A 23,081-nucleotide genomic window follows, 5' to 3' on the forward strand; every position below is an offset into this window, starting at 1 on the left:
GGTAAAGCACCGCGAGCCCAACTGCATTTTTTGGGAATCAGTTGACCCCGAGCTTCTTCTGCAGGCTCGACGACGAGGTGGTGTACTGGAACACCAGCCGCTTGTCCGGATAGACGTAGCGGTGCGCCTTCTGCGCCATCAGCGCGCCTTCGTGGAATCCGGACAGGATCAACTTGAGCTTGCCGGGATAGGTGTTGATGTCGCCGATCGCGAAGATGCCGGGAATATTGGTCTCGAACGCCGCGGTGTCGACCGGAACCAGATTGTTCTCGAGTGCGACGCCCCAGTTCGCCACCGGGCCGAGCTTCATGGTCAGCCCGAAGAAAGGCAGCATCGTATCGCACTCGACCTTCGAGACCGCGTTGTCGTTGCCTTTCATCATCGCCGCGGAAAGCTTGCCGCCTTCGCCTTCCAGCGAAGTGACCTGACCGATCTTCAGATCCATTTTTCCGCCAGCCACCAGCGCGCGCATCTGCTCGACGCTGTGCGGCGCGGCGCGGAAATCGTCACGCCGGTGCAGCAGCGTCACGCGCTTCGCAATCGGATGAAGGTTGAGCGTCCAGTCGAGCGCGGAATCGCCGCCGCCGACGATCAGGATGTTCTTGTCGCGGAACTGCTCCATCTTGCGCACGGCGTAGAACACCGAGGTGCCTTCATAGGCCTCGATGCCCGGCACCGGCGGGCGCTTCGGCTGGAACGAACCGCCGCCCGCGGATATCACCACCACCTTGCACTCGAACACCTGCCCCGCATCGGTCGTCACGCGAAAGCCGGGATCGCCGATCTTCTCGATCGTCTCCACCATCTCGTTGAGATGGAAGGTCGGATGAAACGGCTTGATCTGTTCAAGCAGCGCGTCCGTCAGGCCCTGGCCGGTGACGAAGGGAATGCCGGGAATGTCGTAGATCGGTTTTTCCGGATAGAGTTCGGCGCACTGGCCGCCGATCTTGTCGAGGATGTCGACCACATGCGCCTTCATGTCCAGCAGGCCCAGTTCGAAGACGGCAAACAGGCCGCACGGACCCGCGCCAATAATCAGCACATCGGTTTTGATCGCTTCGCTCATATCAGCTTCTTTTCGGTTGAACCTGGCGGGAAGGCCGCATCTGTCTAGCTAACCCGGGGCTAACAGGAAAGCCATAATATGGCGTTCGTGACGGTGGCAACCCCTTGCCGTCATTCGACAAGTGGGCTGTAAGGGAACGAGATTTTCGGAGATGGCCCCGTGAACGCCCCCTTGCGTCCCGACGCGACCCCGCGCCTGGAGGATTTTCCCTATCGCTTGTCGGACAATGTGAGATTTGCCGACCTCGATCCCAATCAGCACGTCAACAACGCGGTTTACGCCACCTATTTCGAAACCGGCCGCGTCACGCTGATGAAGAACCGCAGCTACGGGCTGATGCCGGACGGCGTCACCTGGATCATGGTCCGGCTCGACATGCATTTCCGCGCCGAATTGCGCTGGCCTGGTACGATCGAAATGGGACTTGGCGTCGTCAAGTTCGGCCGGACTTCCGTCACCTTTGATCAGGTGGTGTTCTCCGAGGGCAAATGCGTAGCTTCAGCGCAATCGGTGTCGGTGCTGCTCGACGAAGCCACACGGAAGCCGACGCCATTGACGCCGGATATCCTGGCGAATTTTCAGCGCTGGATTCGCCGCGGAACAAGGCCGGCATGACGCGCGCGGCGATGCTGGCGGCACTAATCGTCTGCATCGCGATGCAGCCTGCCGCGGCCGAGCCGTTCTATCGCGAGGACCTGCGTATTCCGATGGAGGCCGCGGGCCCGCGCGGACTTGAAGCGATGCTGTTGCGGCCGTCAGGCACGCGCCGCTACCCACTCGCCTTGATCAGCCACGGCACCCCGCGCGAAGGGTCGGCGCGGGCGCCGATGTCGCCGTATGGATCCTACCGGCAAGCCCTCGAATTCGCCCGGCGCGGCTTTGCGGCACTGGTGTTCATGCGCAGAGGCTACGGCGATTCCGGCGGCCAATATGCCGAGAGCAGCGGCCCGTGCGGCAGGCGCGAATATTTGCCTGCGGCATGGCAGTCGGCCAGCGATCTGCGTGCGGCGATCGAAGCCATGCGTAGCCGGATCGACGTTTCGACCAATGGCATGATCGCGGTCGGCGTCTCCGCCGGTGGCTTCGCGACGTTGGCGCTGACCGCCAATGCGCCGCCGGGGCTCGCCGCAGCGATCAACTTCGCCGGTGGCCGCGGTTCGCGCGCCGACAATGACGTCTGCGACGAGGACGCGCTGGTTCGCGCCTACGCCACGCTCGGCAGGACGTCGCGGATTCCGACGTTGTGGATCTATGCGCAGAACGACAAGTTCTTCGGGCCCGAACTGGTGCGCCGAATGCACACAGCCTTTACCGGCGCCGGCGGGCTAGCCCAATTCGTCGATTTCCCACCCCATGGCGAGGACGGCCATTTGCTGTTTTCGCGCGCAATACCGCTCTGGACGCCCGCGGTGGATGGCTTCCTGCGCGATCAAAATCTGGGAACGCGCGATATCGCCGCGATGCCGGCGCCATCACCGATGTCGCCACCGCCGCAATTGCGCAACAAGGGGCGCGCGGGATTTGCCGATTATCTCTCCGCGAGCCCGCACCGGGCCTTTGCCGTCTCGCCAAAGGGCGCTTTCGCTTTCCGCGGCGGGCGCCGGTCGACGCGTGAAGCAGCGGAGGCTGCGCTCGCCGCCTGCGCGGAGTACGCCCCCGATTGCGCGCTATATGCGGTCGACGACCATCTCGCCGACACGGCCAACGCCGGATCGCGCTGACTGTTTTTCCGAACTTCAGGCCTGCCGTTCCGGCGTCGACACCACGAGGCCGTCGAGCTCGTCGCTCACCTTGATCTGGCACGACAGGCGCGAGTTCGGCCGCACGTCGAAACCGAAATCCAGCATGTCTTCTTCCATCGGGGTCGGAGCGCCGACCTTCTCGCGCCAGGCTTCGTCGACATAGACGTGGCAGGTCGCGCAGGCGCAGGCGCCGCCGCATTCGGCTTCGATGCCGGGAATGGCGTTGCGGATCGCGGCTTCCATCACGGTCGCGCCGTTCTCGACTTCAATGGTTCGTTTTTCGCCGGTATGGTCGACAAAGTGGATTTTGGCCATGATCGCTCGTGCTGCCGGAATAGGTGAGGAAGGTCCCGGCAGTCCTATAACGGGTCGATCCGCACAGCGCCAGCGGTCGGGACGAAAACCTTGAGGCCGCAATCTACCGGGATTTTGGCCGATACGGACCGCTTTCCGCTCAGGAACGGCGCAGAACCGCCACGATCGCCGCCCGCGCCTGCGCAACCGCCTCGCCGAGTTCGGCGAGCGCAGCGGACGCATCGAAGCCTCTGGCGATGGCCGCCTCCAGCCGGTCTGCGGCATCAGCGACGGCAAAGGCGCCGATCGCGCGGGCCGAGCCCTTGAGCGTGTGCGCCAGCGCGCTGGAATCTGCAGGTATGGTAGCGAGCGCGTGCACGAGGCTTGCCGACTGGGCCAAGAACATCGTCAACACCTCCTGCTCGATCGCGGCATCGCCGAGCGTCATGCGTTGGAGGTGCTCGAAATCGATCGGCCCGTCGCCGGGAGCCAGCGGTGGCGATGGCATCCATTCTATCCGTTCGAGATGAAGCGGCATGGCCTAAGTCCGGGATCGCCCGACCGCACTGATTCTTCCTGGAGGGGCTTGTTCGCCAGCCAATCACGACAGCAGTTAACGGAACGTTCTCAGAATTCGCCGCAACTTCGCCTTGTTTTTGCCGATAATCCGCCCCGATCGACGATCCGGTTCCAGAAATTTGTGTATCCTTAAGGCCTTAAGGAACAAAGCTGTTAACGATGATTAAGAATGTCTTAATCGCGGCCATTTCATTCGTATCGCTCAACCAATAGGATGTTTGCGGACGTATGCGGACCAGCTGCCGGCGGGCACGCTTGCGGTCCGCGGGGGGTTTATGAATCCGGCTTCGAGCTTGCGGGTTTTTGCAAGAACGGCGGGACGCGTAAAGTTAAGAGGGCTCGGACTGAACATGGCGAACAATCCCAAGAAGGTCAAAGATCCCACTGAAGTCGCGCTCTCCGCCATTCAGGAAGCGCTCAACATCAGCGATACGGCCGTCGACACCAACCGAAATTCGCTCGGCAACGAACTCGCCCCTCCGACCGGTCCGTCGGCCCCGCCACCCTATTCCGATATGTCTTTTGACACGCGCGGAAGCGCCGAGCGGCCGGCGTTCGATCCGATCGAGGAGCCGCGCAGCCCGCGTCGCGCCGCCAATGACGATCGCGAAACCATCGGACAGATTCTGCAGGCGATCCAGAAGGGCAGCCCTGCGCGCAGCGTCTACACGCTTGCCTCCGTGTTTGGCGGCGTCTGGGTGATCGGTTGCGGCCTGCTGACCGTCAGCTTCCTGCCCGCGCTGCAGGCGGCGATCGGACAAAGCGGCGGCGTGCTGGTGCTCGCCGGCCTTGCGGCACTGTTCTTCGCGCCGGTGCTGTTGTTCTATTTCCTCGCCAGCCTCGCCTGGCGCGGCCAGGAAATGCGGATGATCGCGCAGTCGATGGCGCAGGTCGCGATCCGCTTCTCCGAGCCCGAGGGCGCCGCCGCCGATTCGATGGTGACCGTAGGGCAAGCGATTCGCCGCGAAGTCGCCGCGATGGGCGACGGCGTCGAGCGCGCGATCGCGCGTGCCGGCGAACTGGAAACGCTCGTCGCCAATGAAGTCGCAGCACTCGAGCGCGCTTATTCCGACAACGAGGTGCGGATTCGCGCGCTGCTGCAGGACATCGCCCATCAGCGCGACAATCTGGTCGGCCAGGCCGAGCAGGTTCGCAGCGCCATTTCCGGCGTCCAGATCGATCTGCGCCACGACATCGCGCTGATCTCGGACGCGATCGCCTCGCGCGTCGACGAGGTCGCCAAAAGCATCACCGGCGCGCTGGAAGAGCGCGGCCAGCACATCACCAGCGCCCTGAGCCATGCCGGCGACAACATGATCCTCGCGCTCGGCGAGCGCGGCGGCGACCTGCTCGACCGCCTGGAAGAAGCCAGCGCCGAGACCACGCGCGCCGTGCTTGACGCCTCCGAGCGGCTGACCACCAGCCTCAACTTCAAGACCGGCCACGTCCACGACGAGTTCGTCGACCTCGCCGATCGCGTCCACGAGATGCTGAACGAACGTATCGACCGCATCACCGGCGAATTCGAGCAGCGTTCCTCGACCATCGTCGACGGCATCTCCGACCGCACCGAGCAGGTCCACGACTCCCTGAAGAATTCCTCGGACTCGCTGTTGCTCGAACTCGAGCTGCGCTCGGGCGATCTCGTCAACAAGATCGACGAAGCCGGCAACCGCCTCGCTAGCCGTATCCTCACCTCCGGCGACAAGGCCAGCGACGCACTGGACGTGACCGTGAATACGCTGGTCGCCAAGGTGATCAGCCAGACCGAAAACGCACACGACAGTCTCGCGCTGCAGATGAGCGCCTTCGATGAACTGGTGAAGAACCAGGGCGGCGAGCTTGCGGAAAAGTTCGCCCGCGACAGCGGCACGCTTGGCGCGCTGATCACACGCCACATCTCGGAGTTCGATCGCACCGTCAAGACCTTCGGCGGCGAGATCGTCGAGCGAATGGGCCAGCGCACCCAGGAGATCAGCGACAGCCTGAAGAATTATGTCGACACTTTCGACACCCGCCTGGTCGCGAACAGCGGCGAGATCACCGCTTCGCTCGATCAGCGCCTGCTGCAGTTCGAAACCACGCTCGGCACCCGCGTCAGCCACCTCGACACCTCGCTCGACAGCAAGATCAAGTCGTTCGACGAAACCATCGACGGCCGGTTGAAATCGCTGGAAACGACCTTCGATACCCGCGCCAAATCGGTCACCGAAACCATCGATGGCCGCCTCGGCACGCTGGCGGGCTCGCTGACTGACGGCGCAGCGCAGGCGATCCAGTCGATCGACCAGCGACTCACCCTCCTCACGTCCTCGCTGACCGAGGGCACCGCGCAGGCGATCGCGGCGGTCGACCATCGTATTACCAACGTCACCGAAACCATCGACGGCCGCAGCGCCCATTTGACCGACACCATCCAGGCGCGGTTCCAGGAAATTCACCAGGGCATCGAGACCCGGGTCGGCTCCATCGCCAGCGATATCGACACCCGCGTGGCGCAATTCGAGGATCTGCTCGGTTCGCGCATCGAGGCGGTGGCAGGCCGGATCGAAAGCAGCGGCCGCCAGGCCAGCGAAGACCTGATGTCGCGCGCCGAGATGCTGTCCTCCGGCATCAAGTCTCATGTCGAGGACGCCGAGCGTTCGCTGACCAATCTCGTCGTCAACACCGCAGAGACCATCCAGACCGGCGCGCGCACCGCGCAGCAGGCGCTGCTGACGGTTTCCTCCGACGTCGGCGCACAGCTCAAACTGACCTCGGCCGAGGTCGAAGCCGCCCTCGCCGCGGTCGGCACCGGCGCGGCAAACTCGATCGTGACCAGCGCGCAGGAAGCCCAGACCACGCTGGTGTCGGCCTCCTCCGAGGCAGCCTCGCAGATCAAATCTCTGGCCGCCGACGTCGAGCGCACGCTCTCGGCCGCAGGCGACGCCACGGCTGCCTCCGTCCTGTCAGGGGCGCGCGAGGCCCAGACCACGCTGGTGACCGCATCCGCAGACGCGGCAAACCACGTCAAGTCGCTTGCCGCCGATGTCGAGCGTTCGCTGTCGATCGCCGGCACTGCAACCGCCGAGGCGGTCACCGCGGGTGCCCGCGAAGCACAGAGCACGCTGGTCGCCGCCTCCAGCGAGGCCGCCACCCAGGTCAAGTCGCTCGCCGCCGACGTGCAGCGTTCGCTCTCGATCGCCGGAACGGCGACCGCCGAGGCGATCACGGCAGGCGCCCGCGAGGCCCAGAGCACCCTCATGAACGCGTCCGCCGACGCATCGAGCCAGGTCAAGTCGCTCGCCGCCGACGTGCAGCGTTCGCTCTCGATGGCCGGCAATGCCACCGCCGAGTCGATCACGACGGGCGCGCGCGAAGCGCAGAACACGCTGATCACGGCATCGACCGAAGCCGCCAACCACGTCAAGTCGCTGGCGATCGATGTCGAACGCACGCTGACCGCGGTCGGCGCCGACACCGCCGCCTCCATCCTCGGCACCGCGCGCGAAGCCCAGAGCTCGCTGTCCGCAACCTCCGCCGACGCCGCGAACCAGATCAAGGCAATCGCCGCCGACATGGAGCGTTCGCTCGGCGTCGTCACCGCCAGCACGACCGACACTATCCAGACCACCGCGCAGAACGCGCAGAGCGCGCTGGTCGCCGCCACCAACGAGGTCAGCACCAAGGTCAAATCGACCTCGGCCGATATCGAGCGCTCGGTGCTCGCCGCGAGCAGCAATTTCGGCTCGACGATGACCGGCAAGACCGACGAAATCGTCACCTACGTTCAGCAGCAGACCGACCGCCTGGCGCAGATCGTCGACAGCCGCCGCGGTTCGCTGGTCGAGGCGCTCAGCACCAGGACCACGCAACTGACGACCGACATCGACCGCGTCACCGCCGACGCCCTGAAGTCGATCGAGACCCGCGGCCAGGCCTTCTCGCAATCGATGTCGACCCACGGCTCGGAAGTCGCGCGCACGATCACGTCCGCAGGCGACCTTGCCACCGGCGCGGTGGCCAAGTCGCTGAAGGACCTCGAACAGGCGTCGCGTTCGGCCATCGACCAGTCGCGTCAGGTCTCGATCGCCGCCGTCACCGAAATGCAGGAGACCAGCAAGATCCTGCGCACCGATACGGTGGCGCTGTTCGAACGGCTGCGTGAAGGCAACATCCTGCTGCAGGAAGTGCTGACCGGCGCCCACGACAATCTCAACTCGCTGGAGCGCGCGCTGGTGACCCGCGTGGCCGACTTCGTGTCCGCCATGAACGACGTCACCGCCCGCAACGGGGTCGCCACGCAGACCCTGGAAGACCAGCTCACCGTCTTCAACAGCAAGACCTCGAAGGCGCTGGAGGATCTCGGCGCACTGTCGAGCGAGTTCGAGAAGCACGGCAAGGAGCTGGTCGAGGCAGCCGGCGTGGTCGAACAGGCCAACCGTTCCACCACGACCTCGGTCGCCGACCGCAAGTCGCAGCTTGAATCGCTGGTAACCACCATCGACCTGCGCACCACCGACCTCGATCAGCGCCTGTCGCGCTTCACCGGCCTGCTCGACGAATCGCTCGCCGCGGCCGAAGAGCGCGCCCGCGATATCGCGCGCGTGGTGGCGGAAACCGCGGGCGCCGGATCGGCCGCGATCAGCCGCCAGTTCGAAGCGGTGCGCGCTGCGGCCGAAAACGAGCGGCAGCAGACCCTCGATGCGATGAGTGACCTGTACCAGCAGAGCACCCATGAGACGGATGCGATGTTCAAGCAGTCGACCGAGAAGTTCGGTGCGATGGTGCAGGCCATGAAGCAGATGGCCGCCGAGATGCATAACGAGCTCGAGGCGACCCGCAACGAGCTGCGCCGCGGCGTGCTCGAAATGCCGCAGGAGGCCGCCGACAACACCGCGCAGATGCGCAAGGTGATCGTCGACCAGATCGAGGCGCTCGCCGAGCTCAACCGGATCGTCGCCCATCATGGCCGCGGCCTCGATGTCGTGACCTCCGGTCGTGCCAGCGTGCAGCGCCAGGAAGAACCCGTGATGGCAGCCGCCGCCGGGGGCCGCAACGAGGTGCGCCTGCGCGACGCCGGCAGCGCATCGACGCTGCCGCCGCCCGACCTCGGCATGCCGGCCGCACGCCGCGCCGAAGCCCCGCCGGTCTCGCCGGCAAGCCAGGACGCTGGACGCGGCGACGGATGGCTGTCGGACCTGCTCCACCGCACCGATAACGGCGGCGGTGGCGGACGCGAAGCCCCCCGTGGCCGTGCGCCGCAGACCCCCGCCAATCCGCTGGAGTCGCTGTCGCTCGACATCGGCCGGCTGATGGATCGCAACCTCGCCGCCGAAATGTGGGACCGCTATCAGCGCGGCGAGAGCAAGGCGTTCACCAAACGGCTCTACACGCCCGCCGGCCAGAAGGCGTTCGACGAAGTCGCGCGCAAATACCGCGCTGACCGCGGCTTCAAGCAGACCGTCGACCGCTATATCGCCGAGTTCGAACGGCTCCTGGACGAAGTCGCGCGCGAGGATCGCGGACCGCAGGCGCTGCGCGGCCACCTCACCTCGGAGACGGGGCTGGTCTACACCCTGCTCGCGCATGCCGCGGGACGGCTGGGATAAGGCCGCGAATAGCGAGCGGTGAATGGCGAATGAAAAACGGAGGCCTCGCGGCCTCCGTTTTGTTTTGAGCCGGATTGTCAGCGCCAGGACCTTGGGCCAAGGCCCTCTCGTCATCGGCTGGCAATAACCTTGGTCGCACGCCCCGCCGCTTTTCGGACGTGACCGTCCGGGTCCGAGCAAAGACGTGACAGCAGCGGCAAGATCTCCGGACCCGAAAAATTCTCGGCAAACTCACAGGCCCACAGCCGGTGTCGAGCAAGCTCGTCTGCAGAAAATGCATCAAAGAGGGTTCGCGAGCAGGCCGCAGTAACGTGCTGCCGCAAAACCCAGGCGGCTTCTCGGCGAACGTCGGTTGAGAAATCCTCTTCATAAATCCTGAAGACCAGAGGAAAGTCAGCATCCACCCATATAGCGCCCAGAGCCCGGATCGCGCTTTGTCGTGTAGCTGCGTCCACATTCGCCAACAGCGGCAGCAGGAGGTTGTGCGCCTCCAATAGCCGCCATTGTTCGACGACTTCGCAAGCCGTTCGCACCACGTATTCTGATGGATCACCAAGCGCGCTCAAGACGACGGCGCTTAATTCGCGCCCGTGTCGGTGGCGTCTGATGACGTCCAATGCGGTCCGCCGTAGGAATTGGTCATCAACTCCGGCTACACTTGCAAGAATCTCAAGCGTCGCGGCATCTTCACGCACCCCGAGTTCACGTATGGCCTCGTGCGTCGTCGGCAGTCGGCCACCAACGACTGGCATTGTCCGCGCGAGCCCTACTGCCGCTTCTGCCCGCTCGGCGGCTTCGGCGGAGCTGCAGCGGTTGGCGCCGGCCTCGGCGGGGCTGCAGCGGTTGCCTCCGCCGGCGCTGGATTGTTGCTTCCACCGAATATCACGCGGCTCGGGTTGCGGTCGAAATTGTTCACGGCGCGGCTGATGTCGGAAAGGGTGCGTCGGCCATCGGCGATCAGCGCGCCCGACCGCTTGTCGAAATCCTCGGCGAGATCGCGGATCGACTTCACCATCAAATTCAATTCGCCACCGGCGGCGCCGCCCGCGATCGTGTTCAGCCCGAGCATGAGGCTGTCGGCCTTGCCCATCACGCCGTCGACCCGGAGCATGACGTTGTCGATCTTCTCGGAATTGCGCGCGAGCGCGGCCGTGAAGGTCTCGAGATTCCGCAGCGAGTTCTTCACGGATTCCTGGTTGTCGGCGACGATCCGGTTGACGTTCTGCAGCGTGGCGCGAATGGACTCCGTCACGTCCTGCAGCGCGCTCGGATCGGCGGTCAGCATCGGCACGCCGTCCTCGTCGAGCGGCACGGCAGCTGCATTCTCCTCGCCGCCCTTCAGCGAGATCGCCGCGACGCCGGTCAGTCCCTGAAATTCGAGGCCGACAAGCGTGTCCTTGCGGATCGGGGCGTTGTTCTCAACCATCGCGAGTGCGACCACCCGCCGCGGATTGTCGAGCTTGACCGAGACAACCTCCCCTATCCGGATACCGTTAAAATTGACACTGCCGCCATTGCGCAGGCCGGACGCCGGGCCTTCGAACACGATGCGGATCGGGCTGCGCTGCTTGGTGGTGTGCAGGCTCTGAAACCACAGCACGAAGCCGAACGCAGCGGCGATCACCGCCAGCGTGAAGGCCCCGATCAGGACGTAATTCGCCCGCGTTTCCATAACTCAAGGTACTCCGAAACCTGGGTCTGTTCAGCTTCGCCGATCAAACCCGTCATTTATCGCTTGTTTGAGCATGATCTCATCAAAAACCGGTGCCCGCTTCGTGATCACGCTTCTAGCCCATGACCGCGCGGGCGCGCTTGCCGTGGAAATATTGCCTCAGCCAGGGATGCTGCGAGGCCTGCATGTCGGCAATCGATCCTGCTGCAATGATCTTACCGTTCCCTAAAACCGCGATGCGGTCGCAGGCCGTATAAAGGCTGTCGAGATCGTGGGTTACCATGAAAACGGTCAGGCCCAAAGTGCGCTGCAGGGTGCGCACCAGCTCGTCGAAGTCCCCGGCGCCGATCGGATCGAGCCCCGAGGTCGGCTCGTCCAGGAACACCAGTTCGGGATCGAGCGCGAGCGCGCGCGCCAGCGCCACGCGCTTGATCATGCCGCCGGAGAGTTCGGACGGATAGCGGTCGGCGACTTCGGGCCGCAGGCCCACCATGCCGAGCTTGGCCACCATGATCTCGTCGAGCAGCCGCTGCGAGACGTTGAGATATTCGCGCACCGGAAACTGGATGTTCTGGCGCACGGTGAGCGAGGAGAACAGCGCGCCCTGCTGAAACAGGATGCCCCAGCGCCGCTCGACACCGCGGCGCTCGGCGGCGCTTGCCGCATCGAGATCGACGCCGAACACCTCGATGCGTCCACTGAGCTTGGGCACGAGACCGATGATGGTGCGCGTCAGCACCGATTTTCCGGCGCCCGACGGGCCGACAAACCCGAGAATCTCGCCGCGCTTGACGTCGAGATTGAGCCCGTCCAGCACCCGCATCTTGCCGAACTGCACGGTGATGTCGCGGACCCGGATGATGGCGTCGGAAATTTCGCCCGCCATGGTCACATTCCGATCGATGCGAAGAAGATGGCGAACACGCCGTCCATCACGATCACGAAGAAGATTCCCTTCACCACCGAGGATGTCGTGTGTTGCCCGAGCGACTCGGCGCTGCCCTGCACGGCCAGCCCCTCGACGCAGGCGACGATGCCGATGACGGCGGCCATGACCGGCGCCTTGATGATGCCGACGATGAAGTGGTCGATCGATATGGCGTCGCGCAGCCGCAGCAGGAAGGCTTCGGGATCGACGCCGCCATAGAGCCACGCTACCAGCCCGCCGCCGTAAAGTGCCGCCATCGCGCCCAGAAACTCCAGAATCGGCAGCGCCAGCACCAGCGCGAGCATCCGCGGCAGGATCAGAACCTCGATCGGATCGAAGCCCATGGTGCGCAGCGCGTCGATCTCCTCGCGCATCTTCATCGAGCCGAGTTCGGCGGTGTAAGCCGAGCCCGAGCGGCCCGCCACCATGATCGCCACCAGCAGCACGCCGATCTCGCGGAGCACCAGCACGCCCAGCATGTCGACCACAAAAATGTCGGCGCCGAACTTGCGGAAATGGAAAATGCCCTGCTGCGAGATGATGCAGCCGATCAGGAACGTGATCAGCACCACGATCGGCACCGCGCGCCAGCACACCTGCTCCAGATGATGGATGGTCGAGGTCAGGCGGAAGCCGCGGGGGCGGATGAGGACGTGGCCGGCCGCGGCGAGCACTGCGCCCAGCATCTCGATCAATCCGACCAACGTGCCGCCGACGCCGGCCACGCTGCGGCCGATCTGTTCCAGCATGCCCGTGATCGTCACCCGATCGGTTTCGACGATCGGCTCGGCCTTCACCCGGCGCACCTCGTCGACCAGGCTGGAATAATTGGCCGAAAGCCCGGCGATCTGCGCCTCGACGCCGCCCTGGGTCAGGCTTCGCCGCAGCCGCTCGATCAGCCAGGCGCCGAATGTGTCGAGCTTCGACACCCGGGAGACGTCGATGAAGATGTTGGGCCGGGTGCCGCCGAGCTTCTCGGCGTCGGCCACCATTCGTTCCAGCACCGGCGCAAAGCGGGCCGTCCACGCGCCGGTCGCGCACAGCGCCAGCGCGTTGCCTCTGGCGATCCGCTCCAATGTCGGGTTGCCGCTCACCATGCCCATCCCTTGGCCGATATGCCCCCTGAAAAACGTCAGGTTCCGCACGCCGCTCGTCTTGTAGAATCTGTCCCTAACCAGCCATAGTTGGTAGCGGCGAGCAAGCTTGCGGTTCAGAAAATTGCAGATTTTAAAATGACTTCCAGCCTTTCCCGAAAGCTTGCCGTCAGCATCGAACGCTGGCCGATTGCAGGCGCCTTCACCATCAGCCGGGGCGCCAAGACCGAGGCCATCACGGTTGTCGCCACCGTCAGCCAGGACGGCCGGACCGGCCGTGGCGAATGCGTGCCCTACCCGCGTTACGGCGAGACCCCGGAAGCGACGCTGGAAGCCCTTAACGCCATGCATGAACCACTTGCGAGGGGACTGGACCGAACGGCCCTGCAGGCGGCGATGCCCGCAGGCGCCGCCCGCAACGCACTGGATTGCGCATTGTTGGATCTCGAGGCCAAGAGCGCCGGGCAGCGGGTCTGGACCCTGCTTGGCCGGCCGGCGCCGCGCCCCTGCACCACCGCTTTCACGATCTCGCTGGCGACGCCGGAAGCGATGGCGGCAGCCACCGCGAAGGCCGCGCGCCGGCCGCTGCTGAAGATCAAGCTCGGCGGCGACGGCGATGCCGAGCGGATTGCCGCGGTACGCAAGGTGGCCCCGGAATCCGAACTGATCGCGGATGCCAACGAAGCCTGGACCCCGGATAATCTCGAACACAACCTGGCCGCGTGCGCCAACGCCGGCGTAACGCTGGTCGAACAGCCGCTGCCGGCCGGCCGCGATGAGGCGCTGGCGCGCATCAAGCGAAGGGTCGCGGTCTGCGCCGACGAAAGCGTGCATGACCGTACCTCTCTCGACGGCCTTCGCGCGCGCTACGACGCCGTCAACATCAAGCTCGACAAGACCGGCGGGCTGACGGAGGCGCTCGCCATGGCCGATGCCGCGCACGCGCTCGGCTTTGAAATCATGATCGGCTGCATGGTCGCGACCTCGCTGGCGATGGCGCCGGCCATGCTGCTGGCGCCACAGGCCAGATTCGTGGATCTCGACGGCCCCCTGCTGCTGGCGCGCGACCGCGATGGCGGGCTGCCCTACGACGGCAGTCTGGTTTATCCGCCGGAAGCCGCCTTGTGGGGCTGATGCGAGAGCCGATCCCGCGCCAGCCAGACGACCAGCCCGCCCAGAGCAGCCATCACGGCCATTACGTAATAGATGCCCTGGCCCCAGTTCTCGTAGATCGTGCCTGACGCGACCGACGCGAGGCCGGCGACGATGCCGCCGCAGGCGGTCAGATAGCCTTGCGCCCGCGCCATCACATGGCCGGGCACGTGATGCAGCATCAATCCCATGATTCCGACCTGCGTCAGCCCGAAACTCAGCGCATGCGCGAGCTGGACGATCGCGAGAACAGCCAGAGGCGGGTCCTGCGCCGTTATCGCCCAGCGCGCGGCCGCGCTCAGGGCCGCGATCACCACCAGCATCGACGGCTGCAGGGTGAATCGCGGCGACAGCGCGAACAGCACGATCTCGGCAATCACGCCCAGGACCCACAGAACTGCAATCGTCAGTCCGTCGAACCCCGCTTGCTGCCAGGCGATCGACGCGAAAATGTAATAGGCGGCATGGCTGGCCTGAATCAGCGCCGACGCCACGATAACAGCGAGAAAGCCGCCGTCGCGCAGCAAGGCGCTGGCGCTGCCGGTGCCCGGGCGGGCCGTCCTGGTGTCGTCCAGCGGCTGCAGCGCGAGGCTGGCCAGCGCCCCGATCGCCGCGGAACCTGCGATGATCCAGATCAGATTTCGGGCGGCGATGAGGTCGAACAGCACCCCGCAGACCAGCGCGCCGAGGACGAAGGCGGCCGAGCCCCACAGCCGCAACGGTCCGTAGTTGAGGCCATAGCGTTTCACGCCCCGCAACGCATAGGCATCCGTCAGCGGCACCATGGGCGTCCACAGGCAGCAGGTCAGGGCGTAGATCAGGAACACCAGCACCGGCAAATGCTGGGTGCCCAGGACGAAAAAGCCCAGGGCGGTGGCAAAGGCGGTCACGATGATGCCGCCGCGCAAGGCCTGATGCCGTTCCGCAAAGCCCGTCACCAGCGGCAGCACCGTAAACCGGGTCACCGGGGGTACGGCCGTGATCAGCCCTATCCAGAACGGATCAATCCCGACCGCCTTCAACCAGACCGTGAAAAACGGCAGATGGGCGCCGGTCATGCCGAACAGCGTGCCGTAGAACAGCGCCACCCGCGTCGCGAACCGCTTCGATGCGCCTTGAGAAGCGATGGGGATTTGTGATTCGTTCTGCATCAATTCAATTGCGATTCGGGCAATATCGTGTTGTTTCGTTATCGCAATGCGCGCTGATTTGCGCGAAGAGTTTGACATGGCCGACGAAGCATTCGCCCTTTCGCCGATCTCAGCACGCGCCGCGCTGCCGGGCGAGGAGGACTATGCGGCGATCGCCGAAGCCTTCATGGAGACTTCGCGGGGCCGCTGGTTCCTGACCGAATACGCCAAGCGCAACCGCAATGCCGACACCCGCATGGTGCTGGATGCGGTGGCGCGGATCGAGCAAAGCCTCACCGACCAGCGGGAAGAAGACCTTCAGCGGCAAGAAAACCTCCAACGGGAGGAAGGCCTTTCGGCACAGCAGGCCGCGGAAGCCGTCGCCGCGGCGGCCGCGGCGCAGGAGCGCCTGACCGAGGCGCTCGCCGCCATCCGCAGTTCGGTCGAGGCGGCCGAGGAATCGGCGGTGGAAGCGCTCGACAGCCTCGCGCTGGAGCAGCGGCTGGCGCCGGTCCGCAAAGGGGCGCGGGTGCTGCGGGAAATCGCCTGGCGGTTGCGGGAAATCGGCAATGACGGGCGGATCTGCGACCTGATCGATTCGCAGGTCACCGTCATCGAAAAGGGCACCGAACAATTCTCCTCCGAAGAGGCGAGAGCGGCGCTGCGTGCGGCCTTTGCCGCCCTCCAGGGCCGGCTTGTGGAATTCGGCGACGACGACCGCCCGTTAGCGCCGGCTGCCGAGACCGAAGCAGCGGCGCCCTTCCCGGCCGCGCCGGAAATGGCTCCGGCGGCGGAGACGGCCGAAGCAGCTTTGGCACAGCAGGCTGCCGAGGCACCGTCCGCTTCGCTGGCCATGCCCGCCGAGGGGGCGGCGGAAGCCGTGCTGACCCAAACGCCGCCGGCCGCCGCGGCCCAGGAAGCCGCTGTCCAGGAAGTCGTGGTCCAGGAAGCTGCTGTCGAGATCGCCACCCAAGACGCCGACGCCCAGGACGAGGCGGTCCTCGACATGATCGCGATGGAGATGGGCGCGCCGGATCCGATCAGCGACGACGAGATCGCCGAAGCGGTAGCCGAGCAAGTCCGCTTATTGGAACCTGCGCCGATCGCCCCCGTGATCGTCGCCAATGCGCCCGAACCGGTCGCCGCGCCGGCGCCGCCGGTTCAACAGGCGGTTCAACCGCCACCCCCGCCGCCCGCCGCCGCACCGGCGCCCGTGCCCGCGATGGAAGTGTCGCTCGGTTCGACCCTCATCGCGAGCGGCATGCTGCGAAAGCCGGTCACCGCGGCCAACGACCCGCTGGCGCCGATCCGGCGCATGAGCCAGGCCGAGAAGATCGCGTTCTTTTCGTAAAAACCCTCTGCGTCGAAGCTCTCCGGCTTCCATGACGCTCCTGCAGCATTTTGTTGCATCTGCGAATAGTTCGCTTTCCGGTTGCTTCACGCCGCCGCCGACGTCAAGCTGGCGCGATTGTCTTCGCAGCGGAGATAGCCGTGAAAACCAGGATCATCGTCAATCCGATGGCGAACAAGGGCAGTTGCGGCAAGCGCTGGCCGCAGATTCGCGCCGAACTCGAAAAGCATCTCGGCCCGATCGATGACGACGATATTGCGATGACCCGCGCGCGCAATCACGCGACGAAGCTGGCGCGGGAAGCCGTCGATGCCGGTTACCAGCGTCTGGTCTCCGTCGGCGGCGACGGCACCTTCAGCGAGATGATGAATGGCGTGATCTCGGACGATCGGCCAATCGCTCCCGACCTCGTGCTGGCGCAACTGCCGGGCGGCACGTCGAACGAACTCTCCCGCTCCTTCGGCCAGCTCTCGCTTGGCGAGGCCAGCAAGGCCATCGCCATGGGCCACACCCGCGACATCGATGTATTCCGCGCCGATGCCAGGGGCTATGCGGGCAACCAGGTGACGCGCTACGGCTTCGTGCTCGCAATCGTCGGCGCCGCCGCCACGATTTCCTGGCGCGCGCAACGCGTGCCGCTCCTGAAGCGGCTCGGCCCGATCAGCTACGTCCTGATGACGGCGTTCACGTCGCTGACCTACAGTCCGCGCGCCTACCGTATCAGGATCGATGACGAGGCCGAACAGAACCTGCCGATGTGGTCGCTGATGCTGTGCAGTTTCGACGGCGCGGGCGAAGGCTTGATGCTCGCACCGGGCGCCGACCCCGGCGACCGCAAGCTCGACCTGATCCTGGTCGGCGACATGGGCCGCTGGGAAAGCCTGACGAAGATCGTCCCCAACCTCGGCGACGGCAGTTATCTGGCGCACCCAAAAGTCTCGCGGCGTCACGCGACGCGGATCACCATCGACAGCGATCGGATGGTCCGCGCCGACGTCGACGGCGAAAGCATCGGACAATTGCCGATGTCGGTGACGATGCTGCCGTTCCACCTCAAGGTGGCGGTCAATCGGGTTTAGCCCGAAGTCGTCCCCTCCGGCATAGCGGTCACCGAGACGTCCGTTCTGGAGGACCAGCAGCCTTGGCCTTGTCGCTCGCGACGAGGTTTTTGTGAATCTTGCCGTCCTTCATGATGACGAGAAAGTTCTGGCCGGATCCTCGATCAGCTTGATGTTGTCGATTGGATTGCCGTCCACCAGCAACAGGTCGGCCAGCGCGCCCTCTTCGACCACACCGAGCTTGCCCGGGTAGGGATTACGAAGCCCGGAGAGGGCTAGCAGCTCTGCGTTAACCGCTGTCGCCATCTTCAGCACCTCGGCAGCGCTGTACCAGCGCGTCAATTTTGCCAATTGAGCGCCCTGGCGCCTCGCCAGTTTCTGCGAAAACAGGATGTCGGTGCCGAAGGCCGTCTTGAGGCGGTATTTCTTGGCCAGCGCATAGACGGTGTCGGTACCGGCAATGACCTGCAATTGCTTCGCCCGCTCCTCCGAGCCTGGCGGCAGCGGGCTGGCGTCCTCGTCATCGAAGAACGGCTGCGTGCTCAGCCAAATCCCCTTCTCAGCCATCAGTTTCGCGGTCGCCTCATCCATCAGATGGCCGTGCTCGATGCATTTGACGCCAGCCGCGATCGATCGCTGGATCGCAACCGGCGTATAGGCGTGCGTGGCAACGTAAGTGCCCCAGTTTTCGGCGGCTTCGACGGCTGTGCGCAACTCCGCCTCGGTAAAGGTGGATACGTCGAGCGGGCTGAATGGCGACGCGACGCCACCGCCCGCCGTGAGCTTGATCTGCGAGGCGCCTTGCATGAGTTGCTCGCGCACGCGTACGCGAACCTCATCCGGACTGTCCGCAACCATGCTGCCGCCGATCAGTTCCATGCGGCTGAGCAGCCCTCCGATGGTGCGCGGCAGGTCGGATAGCTGGCGGAAGTCGCCATGGCCACTGGTGACGGTGATTACGGCACCGGAGGGATAGATGCGCGGACCGGCCACCAGTCCGTCATCGATGGCGCGCTTGAGTCCGAACGCCGGTCCGCCGAGATCGCGAATGGTGGTGAAGCCTCGCATCAGTGTATCGGCGGCTTCGTCGGCGGCCACGATATTGTTGTAACCGACGTCTCCGAGGGCGGCGGCTGGTGTCAACCGTGCCATCATCGCGTGCCAATGCATGTCGATAAGACCCGGCATCAGCACGCGCCCTCCACCGTCAATGACGACCGTTTGCGCGGCGTCTGCCGTGATCGCTGCGGGAGATATTTTTTCGATCTTGTTGTCCCTGACCAGGACATTGGACGACGCTGAAAGCGTGTCGCTCCTGCCGTCGAGGATGCGTACGTCTTGAAACAGGACAGCCGCGCCCTGCTGACCTTGCGCTGGACGTAAACCCGCCGTGAGGCTCAATGCCGTCGATGCAACGACTGCCAGGATTTGGACGACTCCGGACCATTCTCTTAAGGGCATAAAAACCTCCCTCCCGAGCTCGCACGGTTCAGCACGAAGCAAAAACATCCACTGCAATGCTGCAGCCCGCTGCGCCACAAATCACATCGGGCCAGGCAGACCTGCCAACCCTCCGGAATCCGAAATCCGCTACGTGCTGCTGGCTGTCCTGGCCGTCGGCAGCCACGCGTAAGCCAGCCATCCGATCCCATGAGAAATCAGGTCGACGCCGAGGAGGAATCCAAGGACCCACAATCCCGTCATTGGAAATCCCGTCAGGATCACGAGACCGGCCAATACGCCGAAAACGCCTGATAGCAGCATGATCCAGCCCGCTTCTCGCCAGTGGCTGATGCCGAGCAAGATGCGAACGAAACCGGAAATCAGCAATACCAGGCCGAGGACGTAGGTGAGGATCAGCGCGCTGGCGACCGGCTGCCCCACCAGCACGACGCCAAAGGCGATGTACAGGATGCCGAGAAGCACCTGCCAGACAAATCCACCCCATCCCTTGGTCCAGAACGCGTGGACGATCTCGAAGGCGCCCGCAATGATGGAGACCCATCCGATGAAGATGGTGCTGATCACGGTGACGAGCATGACGTCCCCGAGCACCAGGAATCCCGCCACGATCATGACGAGCCCGAGCAGAACGCAAACCCAGAAGGGTGGCGCAGGCAGGTTAGTGACGCCCATCGGCGAACTATTGTCAATTGTGGCCATGGAATCCTCCTGGATTTCGGATCGTCCCGTCTGACTGCACTCGAACGCTCACCGCCAGCCGCATACGCGACGGCCACGATGCCACCAGCAGACCCAACGGCGGCGCCGACGGTGCCAATGCTGATGGCGACGCGGATGGCGAATGGGCCGCGGCGGCGGTCGGGTAGCCACGGCTTGAGCTTCTTGGTTGAAATCACCGGCCTTGTTTCCGAGATTTTTTTCCATGGCGAGCGGCATCGCTTCGGCCGGGCCTGGTACCAAGCCCACACCCAGTCCTGTGGCTACAACGCCGCAAAGAAGGCTCCGCAACGCACCGCGGCGATCGATTGCATCCATCGTTGTTCTCCTTGCCGGGATGTCCCTCTCCTCGCCTCTTCGTATGCTCGTATTCGATCAGCCCGGTCTCAGCCGGCTGCCTGTCGGCGCGTCGCTCGGAATCTCGCCCGGCAGGTAGTTCGGCAGCCGGCCCGCCGGGATGATCGCCAGCAGCGCAAGGCCGGCCATGATCAAGAGCCCGATCTTCAGGGCACGCAGCCGCGCTTCCGCATTGACGCGCACGGCTTCCGTGACCTGTTGCGGCGTTGCCGTGGTGCCTTCCATCACGCTGCGCAGCCGGTCGTTGCTGACGAAGGTAATGTTGTCGAGATCGACCTGGCTCTGAATCTCCTTCGGCAACACGGGATTCGCTGCGATATTGCTCAAGGCAATCGTGCTCAACAGGCCGACCAGAAGCGCGCCCGCCAGCGCCGTGCCGACCGCGGCGGCAAGATTTTGCGTCGTGCCCCGCAGCGAGCCGACGTCGCCTGCCAGTTCCTTGGGCGAGGCGGTGACCAGCACGTTGAACAAGAGCGTCACCAGCGAACCCTGGCCGATGCCGAACAGGACCAGGCCAAGCAGCACCGGAACCTCGCTCCAGTCGTTGCGCACGACAAACGCGAGCCACACCAGGCCGATCGTGCACAGCATGAAGCCATAGCGGCCGATCTGTCGCGGCGTCAGCCGGTCATAGAGGTTGACGATCAGCATCGCCGTGAAGAATACCGTCAGGTTGAACGGCATCATCGCAATGGCGGTTGCAAGCGGCGAGCGGCCCTGGACGATCTGGATGTAGAGCGGCACCGAGAAATTGAGTGCCGATTCCAGCGCGACTACCGCAAACAACGCGTAGACCGCGCAGCGCTCCTCCGGCGAGTCGATCACCTCGAGCGCCAATAGCGGCGTCTTTCCGGCCGCCTGGCGCCGGTGCGTCCAGGTCAGAAATGCCTGCCCGAGCACAACGCCGAGAATGATCATGACCGGCGCCGGCGAAAGGCCGAGCAGATCGAATGGCGCATTGGCCGTGGCGAGCACAACACCCCATCCGTTCAGATTGTTGAAGCCGAAGCTGATCAGAATGATCGCTGACGCCGCCAGAACGACGCCGAAGATGTCGATCTGCACATCCGGACGGCCATAGTCGCGCTTGAGACGGAAGCTCAACAGGAACACGATGGCCGAAACCGCAATCAAAATTCCGAATGCCGGGCGCCAGCCGATATAGGTGCCGAGCACGCCGCCGATGATGAACGCCAGCACGCCGGCGGCCGCACGCGCGGAGCCGAGCGCGCCCACGGCCGTTGCCTGCTGCCGCCCCGAGTAGTTTTCGGCGATCAGCGCCACCAGCGACGGCACAATGACCGCACCGGCCGCGCCGCACAGCGCCTGTGCCGTGATCATCAACGTTGCCGTGGGGCTGAACGTCATCAATATCTGCGATGCGCAGAACAGGACCACGGCGAAGCGGAACACCTGCAGCGCGCCGAACCGCTGCGCGAGCTTGGCGCCCAGCATGACGAAACCGGCCACCAGCATGGAATAGGCCACGATGCCGGTGGCGACCGTCGTCGGCGGCACCGCAAAACTCTTGATCATCCCGCCGAGCGCGACCGGCAGCGAGGCGACGTTGAAGGACATGATCATCTGGCCGAGCGCGATCGCGATCATCGGCACCCATGACTCCCGCGCTTGTTCCCGGATTGCTCCGATCGACATCGAGTGCGTCGCCATGGCGTCCTCCCGAGTTGCTCGGTTCCGGATCGATCGAGCCATCGGCCCGATCTATCCGCTCTTTGCATCTGCGTCAGTTTTCCGGTTGCGATACGAACAAATCCATTCCCAGCCGCTGCGACAGGAATTTTGCCGCCAGCTGTCCCTTCACGCTGTTGCCGGCCGCGTCGAGCGGCGGCGCGAAAGTGCCGAAGCCGCCCTTGCCCGGAGAAACCGCGACGATGCCGCCGCCGATCCCGCTCTTGCCCGGCAGACCGATGTCGTAAAGCCAGTCGCCCGAGGTCTCGTACAATCCCGCCGTTATCATTACGGTGAGCGCGTAGTGGCAGACCGCCGCGTCGACCACGCGCTGTTTGGTGACGGGATTGACGCCACCATCGGCCAACGTTGCGCCCATCACCGCCAGATCCCTGGCACTCACATTCAGCGAGCACTGCCTGGTGTAGAGATCGGTCGCCTGCTTGGCGTCGCAGTAGATGCGGTCGTAGCTCTGCAGCAGCCGGGCGATGCTACGGTTGCGGTAGTTCGTCTGCGACGCCGAGCTATAGACCTCTTCGTTGAGCGAGAGCTTGCGGCCCGCAAAACGCGACAGCCCGTCATGAATGAATTGCCATTGGCCTTCCGCGGTCAGCCCCGGCACGAGGCTTGTGGTCGCGATCGCGCCCGCATTCACCATCGGATTGGTCCTGCCGCCACCCTGCTCGACGGCCGCGAGCGAGTTGAACGGCAAGCCGGTGGCGTTCGCGCCAAGTCTTGCACGCGCGTCCTCCGGACCGATCGTCTCGCACACCAGCGCGAACACGAACGGCTTCGACACGCTCATGATCGAGAATTTATATTCGGTGTCGCCGGCCTCGTAGACGCGCCCGCTGGTGCCGACGACGCAGACCCCGAACAGCTCGCGCGGAACGCGGGCCAGCGCCGGATAGACTTGTGAATTGTGTCCCTCGCCGTTCGACTTGAACCGTCGGTGAGCTTCGGACACCAGTCTTTGCACCATCTCAGGCTCAGGCAGATGTCCCGTCGAGATGTATGGCCGGTCTGTTTGTTCTGCGATCGAAGGAAAGTCCATTGGACTCCTCCACCCGGCTTGAACAATCCTGATTGTGGATGATCGCGCCGTTCGGCAACACAGTTGCGCGCTGATAAACGATCCGAATCGACCGCTTCAGCCTTGTTCTGACTTGTGCCGGAACGTAACGCTCGAGAGTGTAT

17 protein-coding genes and 1 pseudogene are annotated in these 23,081 nt (G+C 64.6%); 6 read left to right on the forward strand and 12 right to left on the reverse strand.

From position 1 onward, the window contains the following. Positions 1–37: 37 nt before the first annotated feature. Entirely contained in the window at positions 38–1,066 is a 1,029-nt protein-coding gene (locus JQ624_RS28065; RefSeq protein ID WP_212422149.1) for an NAD(P)/FAD-dependent oxidoreductase, read from the reverse strand. A 159-nt stretch (positions 1,067–1,225) separates the two neighbouring features. Here JQ624_RS28065 and JQ624_RS28070 point away from each other — a divergent pair, with 159 nt between their 5' ends. Then, entirely contained in the window at positions 1,226–1,681 is a 456-nt protein-coding gene (locus tag JQ624_RS28070) for a thioesterase family protein (protein WP_212422150.1), read from the forward strand. Then, the gene (locus JQ624_RS28075) at positions 1,678–2,787 is read left to right on the forward strand and encodes a S9 family peptidase (protein WP_212422151.1); all 1,110 of its coding nucleotides are present in this window, start codon (positions 1,678–1,680) and stop codon (positions 2,785–2,787) included. The genes JQ624_RS28070 and JQ624_RS28075 overlap by 4 nt, the downstream gene beginning before the upstream one ends. Positions 2,788–2,802: 15 nt before the next feature. Here the strand turns inward: JQ624_RS28075 and JQ624_RS28080 are convergent, their stop codons facing one another. Continuing rightward, entirely contained in the window at positions 2,803–3,123 is a 321-nt protein-coding gene (locus tag JQ624_RS28080) for a 2Fe-2S iron-sulfur cluster-binding protein (RefSeq protein ID WP_212422152.1), read from the reverse strand. Positions 3,124–3,262: 139 nt separating this feature from the next. Further along, entirely contained in the window at positions 3,263–3,640 is a 378-nt protein-coding gene (locus JQ624_RS28085; RefSeq protein WP_212422153.1) for an Hpt domain-containing protein, read from the reverse strand. Positions 3,641–4,031: 391 nt separating this feature from the next. Here JQ624_RS28085 and JQ624_RS28090 point away from each other — a divergent pair, with 391 nt between their 5' ends. Then, positions 4,032–9,272 carry a negative regulator of septation ring formation gene (locus JQ624_RS28090; RefSeq protein ID WP_212422154.1) on the forward strand — a complete coding sequence of 1,747 codons (5,241 nt, stop codon included), beginning with the start codon at positions 4,032–4,034 and terminating at the stop codon, positions 9,270–9,272. Between the two features lie 110 nt (positions 9,273–9,382). Here the strand turns inward: JQ624_RS28090 and JQ624_RS28095 are convergent, their stop codons facing one another. The 4 genes from JQ624_RS28095 to JQ624_RS28110 form a co-directional block, all read right to left on the reverse strand. Beyond that, the gene (locus JQ624_RS28095; RefSeq protein WP_212422155.1) at positions 9,383–9,967 is read right to left on the reverse strand and encodes a HEAT repeat domain-containing protein; all 585 of its coding nucleotides are present in this window, start codon (positions 9,965–9,967) and stop codon (positions 9,383–9,385) included. A 71-nt stretch (positions 9,968–10,038) separates the two neighbouring features. Then, positions 10,039–10,944 (reverse strand): MlaD family protein, encoded by a 906-nt coding sequence (locus JQ624_RS28100; RefSeq protein WP_212422156.1) that lies wholly within the window; start codon positions 10,942–10,944, stop codon positions 10,039–10,041. 115 nt (positions 10,945–11,059) lie between these two features. Then, on the reverse strand, positions 11,060–11,830 hold the full coding sequence (locus JQ624_RS28105) for an ABC transporter ATP-binding protein (RefSeq protein WP_212422157.1): 771 nt from the start codon (positions 11,828–11,830) through the stop codon (positions 11,060–11,062). 2 nt (positions 11,831–11,832) lie between these two features. Then, positions 11,833–12,966, reverse strand: a complete 1,134-nt coding sequence (locus JQ624_RS28110) for an MlaE family lipid ABC transporter permease subunit (RefSeq protein WP_212422207.1) — start codon at positions 12,964–12,966, stop codon at positions 11,833–11,835. Positions 12,967–13,104: 138 nt separating this feature from the next. On the opposite strand from JQ624_RS28110, the gene dgcA reads away from it, so the two are divergent. Continuing rightward, positions 13,105–14,100, forward strand: a complete 996-nt coding sequence (gene dgcA, locus JQ624_RS28115) for an N-acetyl-D-Glu racemase DgcA (RefSeq protein ID WP_212422158.1) — start codon at positions 13,105–13,107, stop codon at positions 14,098–14,100. On the opposite strand, the gene JQ624_RS28120 is transcribed toward dgcA, so the two are convergent. Then, positions 14,070–15,269: an MFS transporter gene (locus tag JQ624_RS28120; RefSeq protein ID WP_212422159.1), complete on the reverse strand. Its 1,200-nt coding sequence runs from the start codon at positions 15,267–15,269 to the stop codon at positions 14,070–14,072. The two genes, dgcA and JQ624_RS28120, sit on opposite strands and share 31 nt — an antisense overlap. Before the next feature lie 76 nt (positions 15,270–15,345). Here JQ624_RS28120 and JQ624_RS28125 point away from each other — a divergent pair, with 76 nt between their 5' ends. Both JQ624_RS28125 and JQ624_RS28130 read left to right on the forward strand, forming a co-directional pair. Continuing rightward, on the forward strand, positions 15,346–16,599 hold the full coding sequence (locus tag JQ624_RS28125) for a hypothetical protein (RefSeq protein WP_212422160.1): 1,254 nt from the start codon (positions 15,346–15,348) through the stop codon (positions 16,597–16,599). A 140-nt stretch (positions 16,600–16,739) separates the two neighbouring features. Then, complete coding sequence (locus tag JQ624_RS28130) at positions 16,740–17,678, forward strand: diacylglycerol kinase family protein (protein WP_212422161.1); 939 nt, start codon at positions 16,740–16,742, stop codon at positions 17,676–17,678. Between the two features lie 28 nt (positions 17,679–17,706). Here the strand turns inward: JQ624_RS28130 and JQ624_RS28135 are convergent. From JQ624_RS28135 to glsA, 4 genes and pseudogenes are all read right to left on the reverse strand, one after another. Further along, a pseudogene (locus JQ624_RS28135) lies at positions 17,707–19,118 on the reverse strand (amidohydrolase family protein). 129 nt (positions 19,119–19,247) lie between these two features. Continuing rightward, positions 19,248–19,820, reverse strand: coding sequence for an HdeD family acid-resistance protein (locus JQ624_RS28140; protein ID WP_212422162.1), 573 nt, complete (start codon positions 19,818–19,820; stop codon positions 19,248–19,250). 393 nt (positions 19,821–20,213) lie between these two features. Then, complete coding sequence (locus tag JQ624_RS28145; RefSeq protein ID WP_249130135.1) at positions 20,214–21,866, reverse strand: MFS transporter; 1,653 nt, start codon at positions 21,864–21,866, stop codon at positions 20,214–20,216. 73 nt (positions 21,867–21,939) lie between these two features. Continuing rightward, positions 21,940–22,938 (reverse strand): glutaminase A, encoded by a 999-nt coding sequence (gene glsA / locus JQ624_RS28150; RefSeq protein ID WP_212422163.1) that lies wholly within the window; start codon positions 22,936–22,938, stop codon positions 21,940–21,942. Positions 22,939–23,081 lie beyond the last annotated feature (143 nt).

The organism is Bradyrhizobium sp. AUGA SZCCT0283 (genome assembly GCF_018130385.1).
In the GTDB taxonomy this organism is placed as follows: domain Bacteria; phylum Pseudomonadota; class Alphaproteobacteria; order Rhizobiales; family Xanthobacteraceae; genus Bradyrhizobium.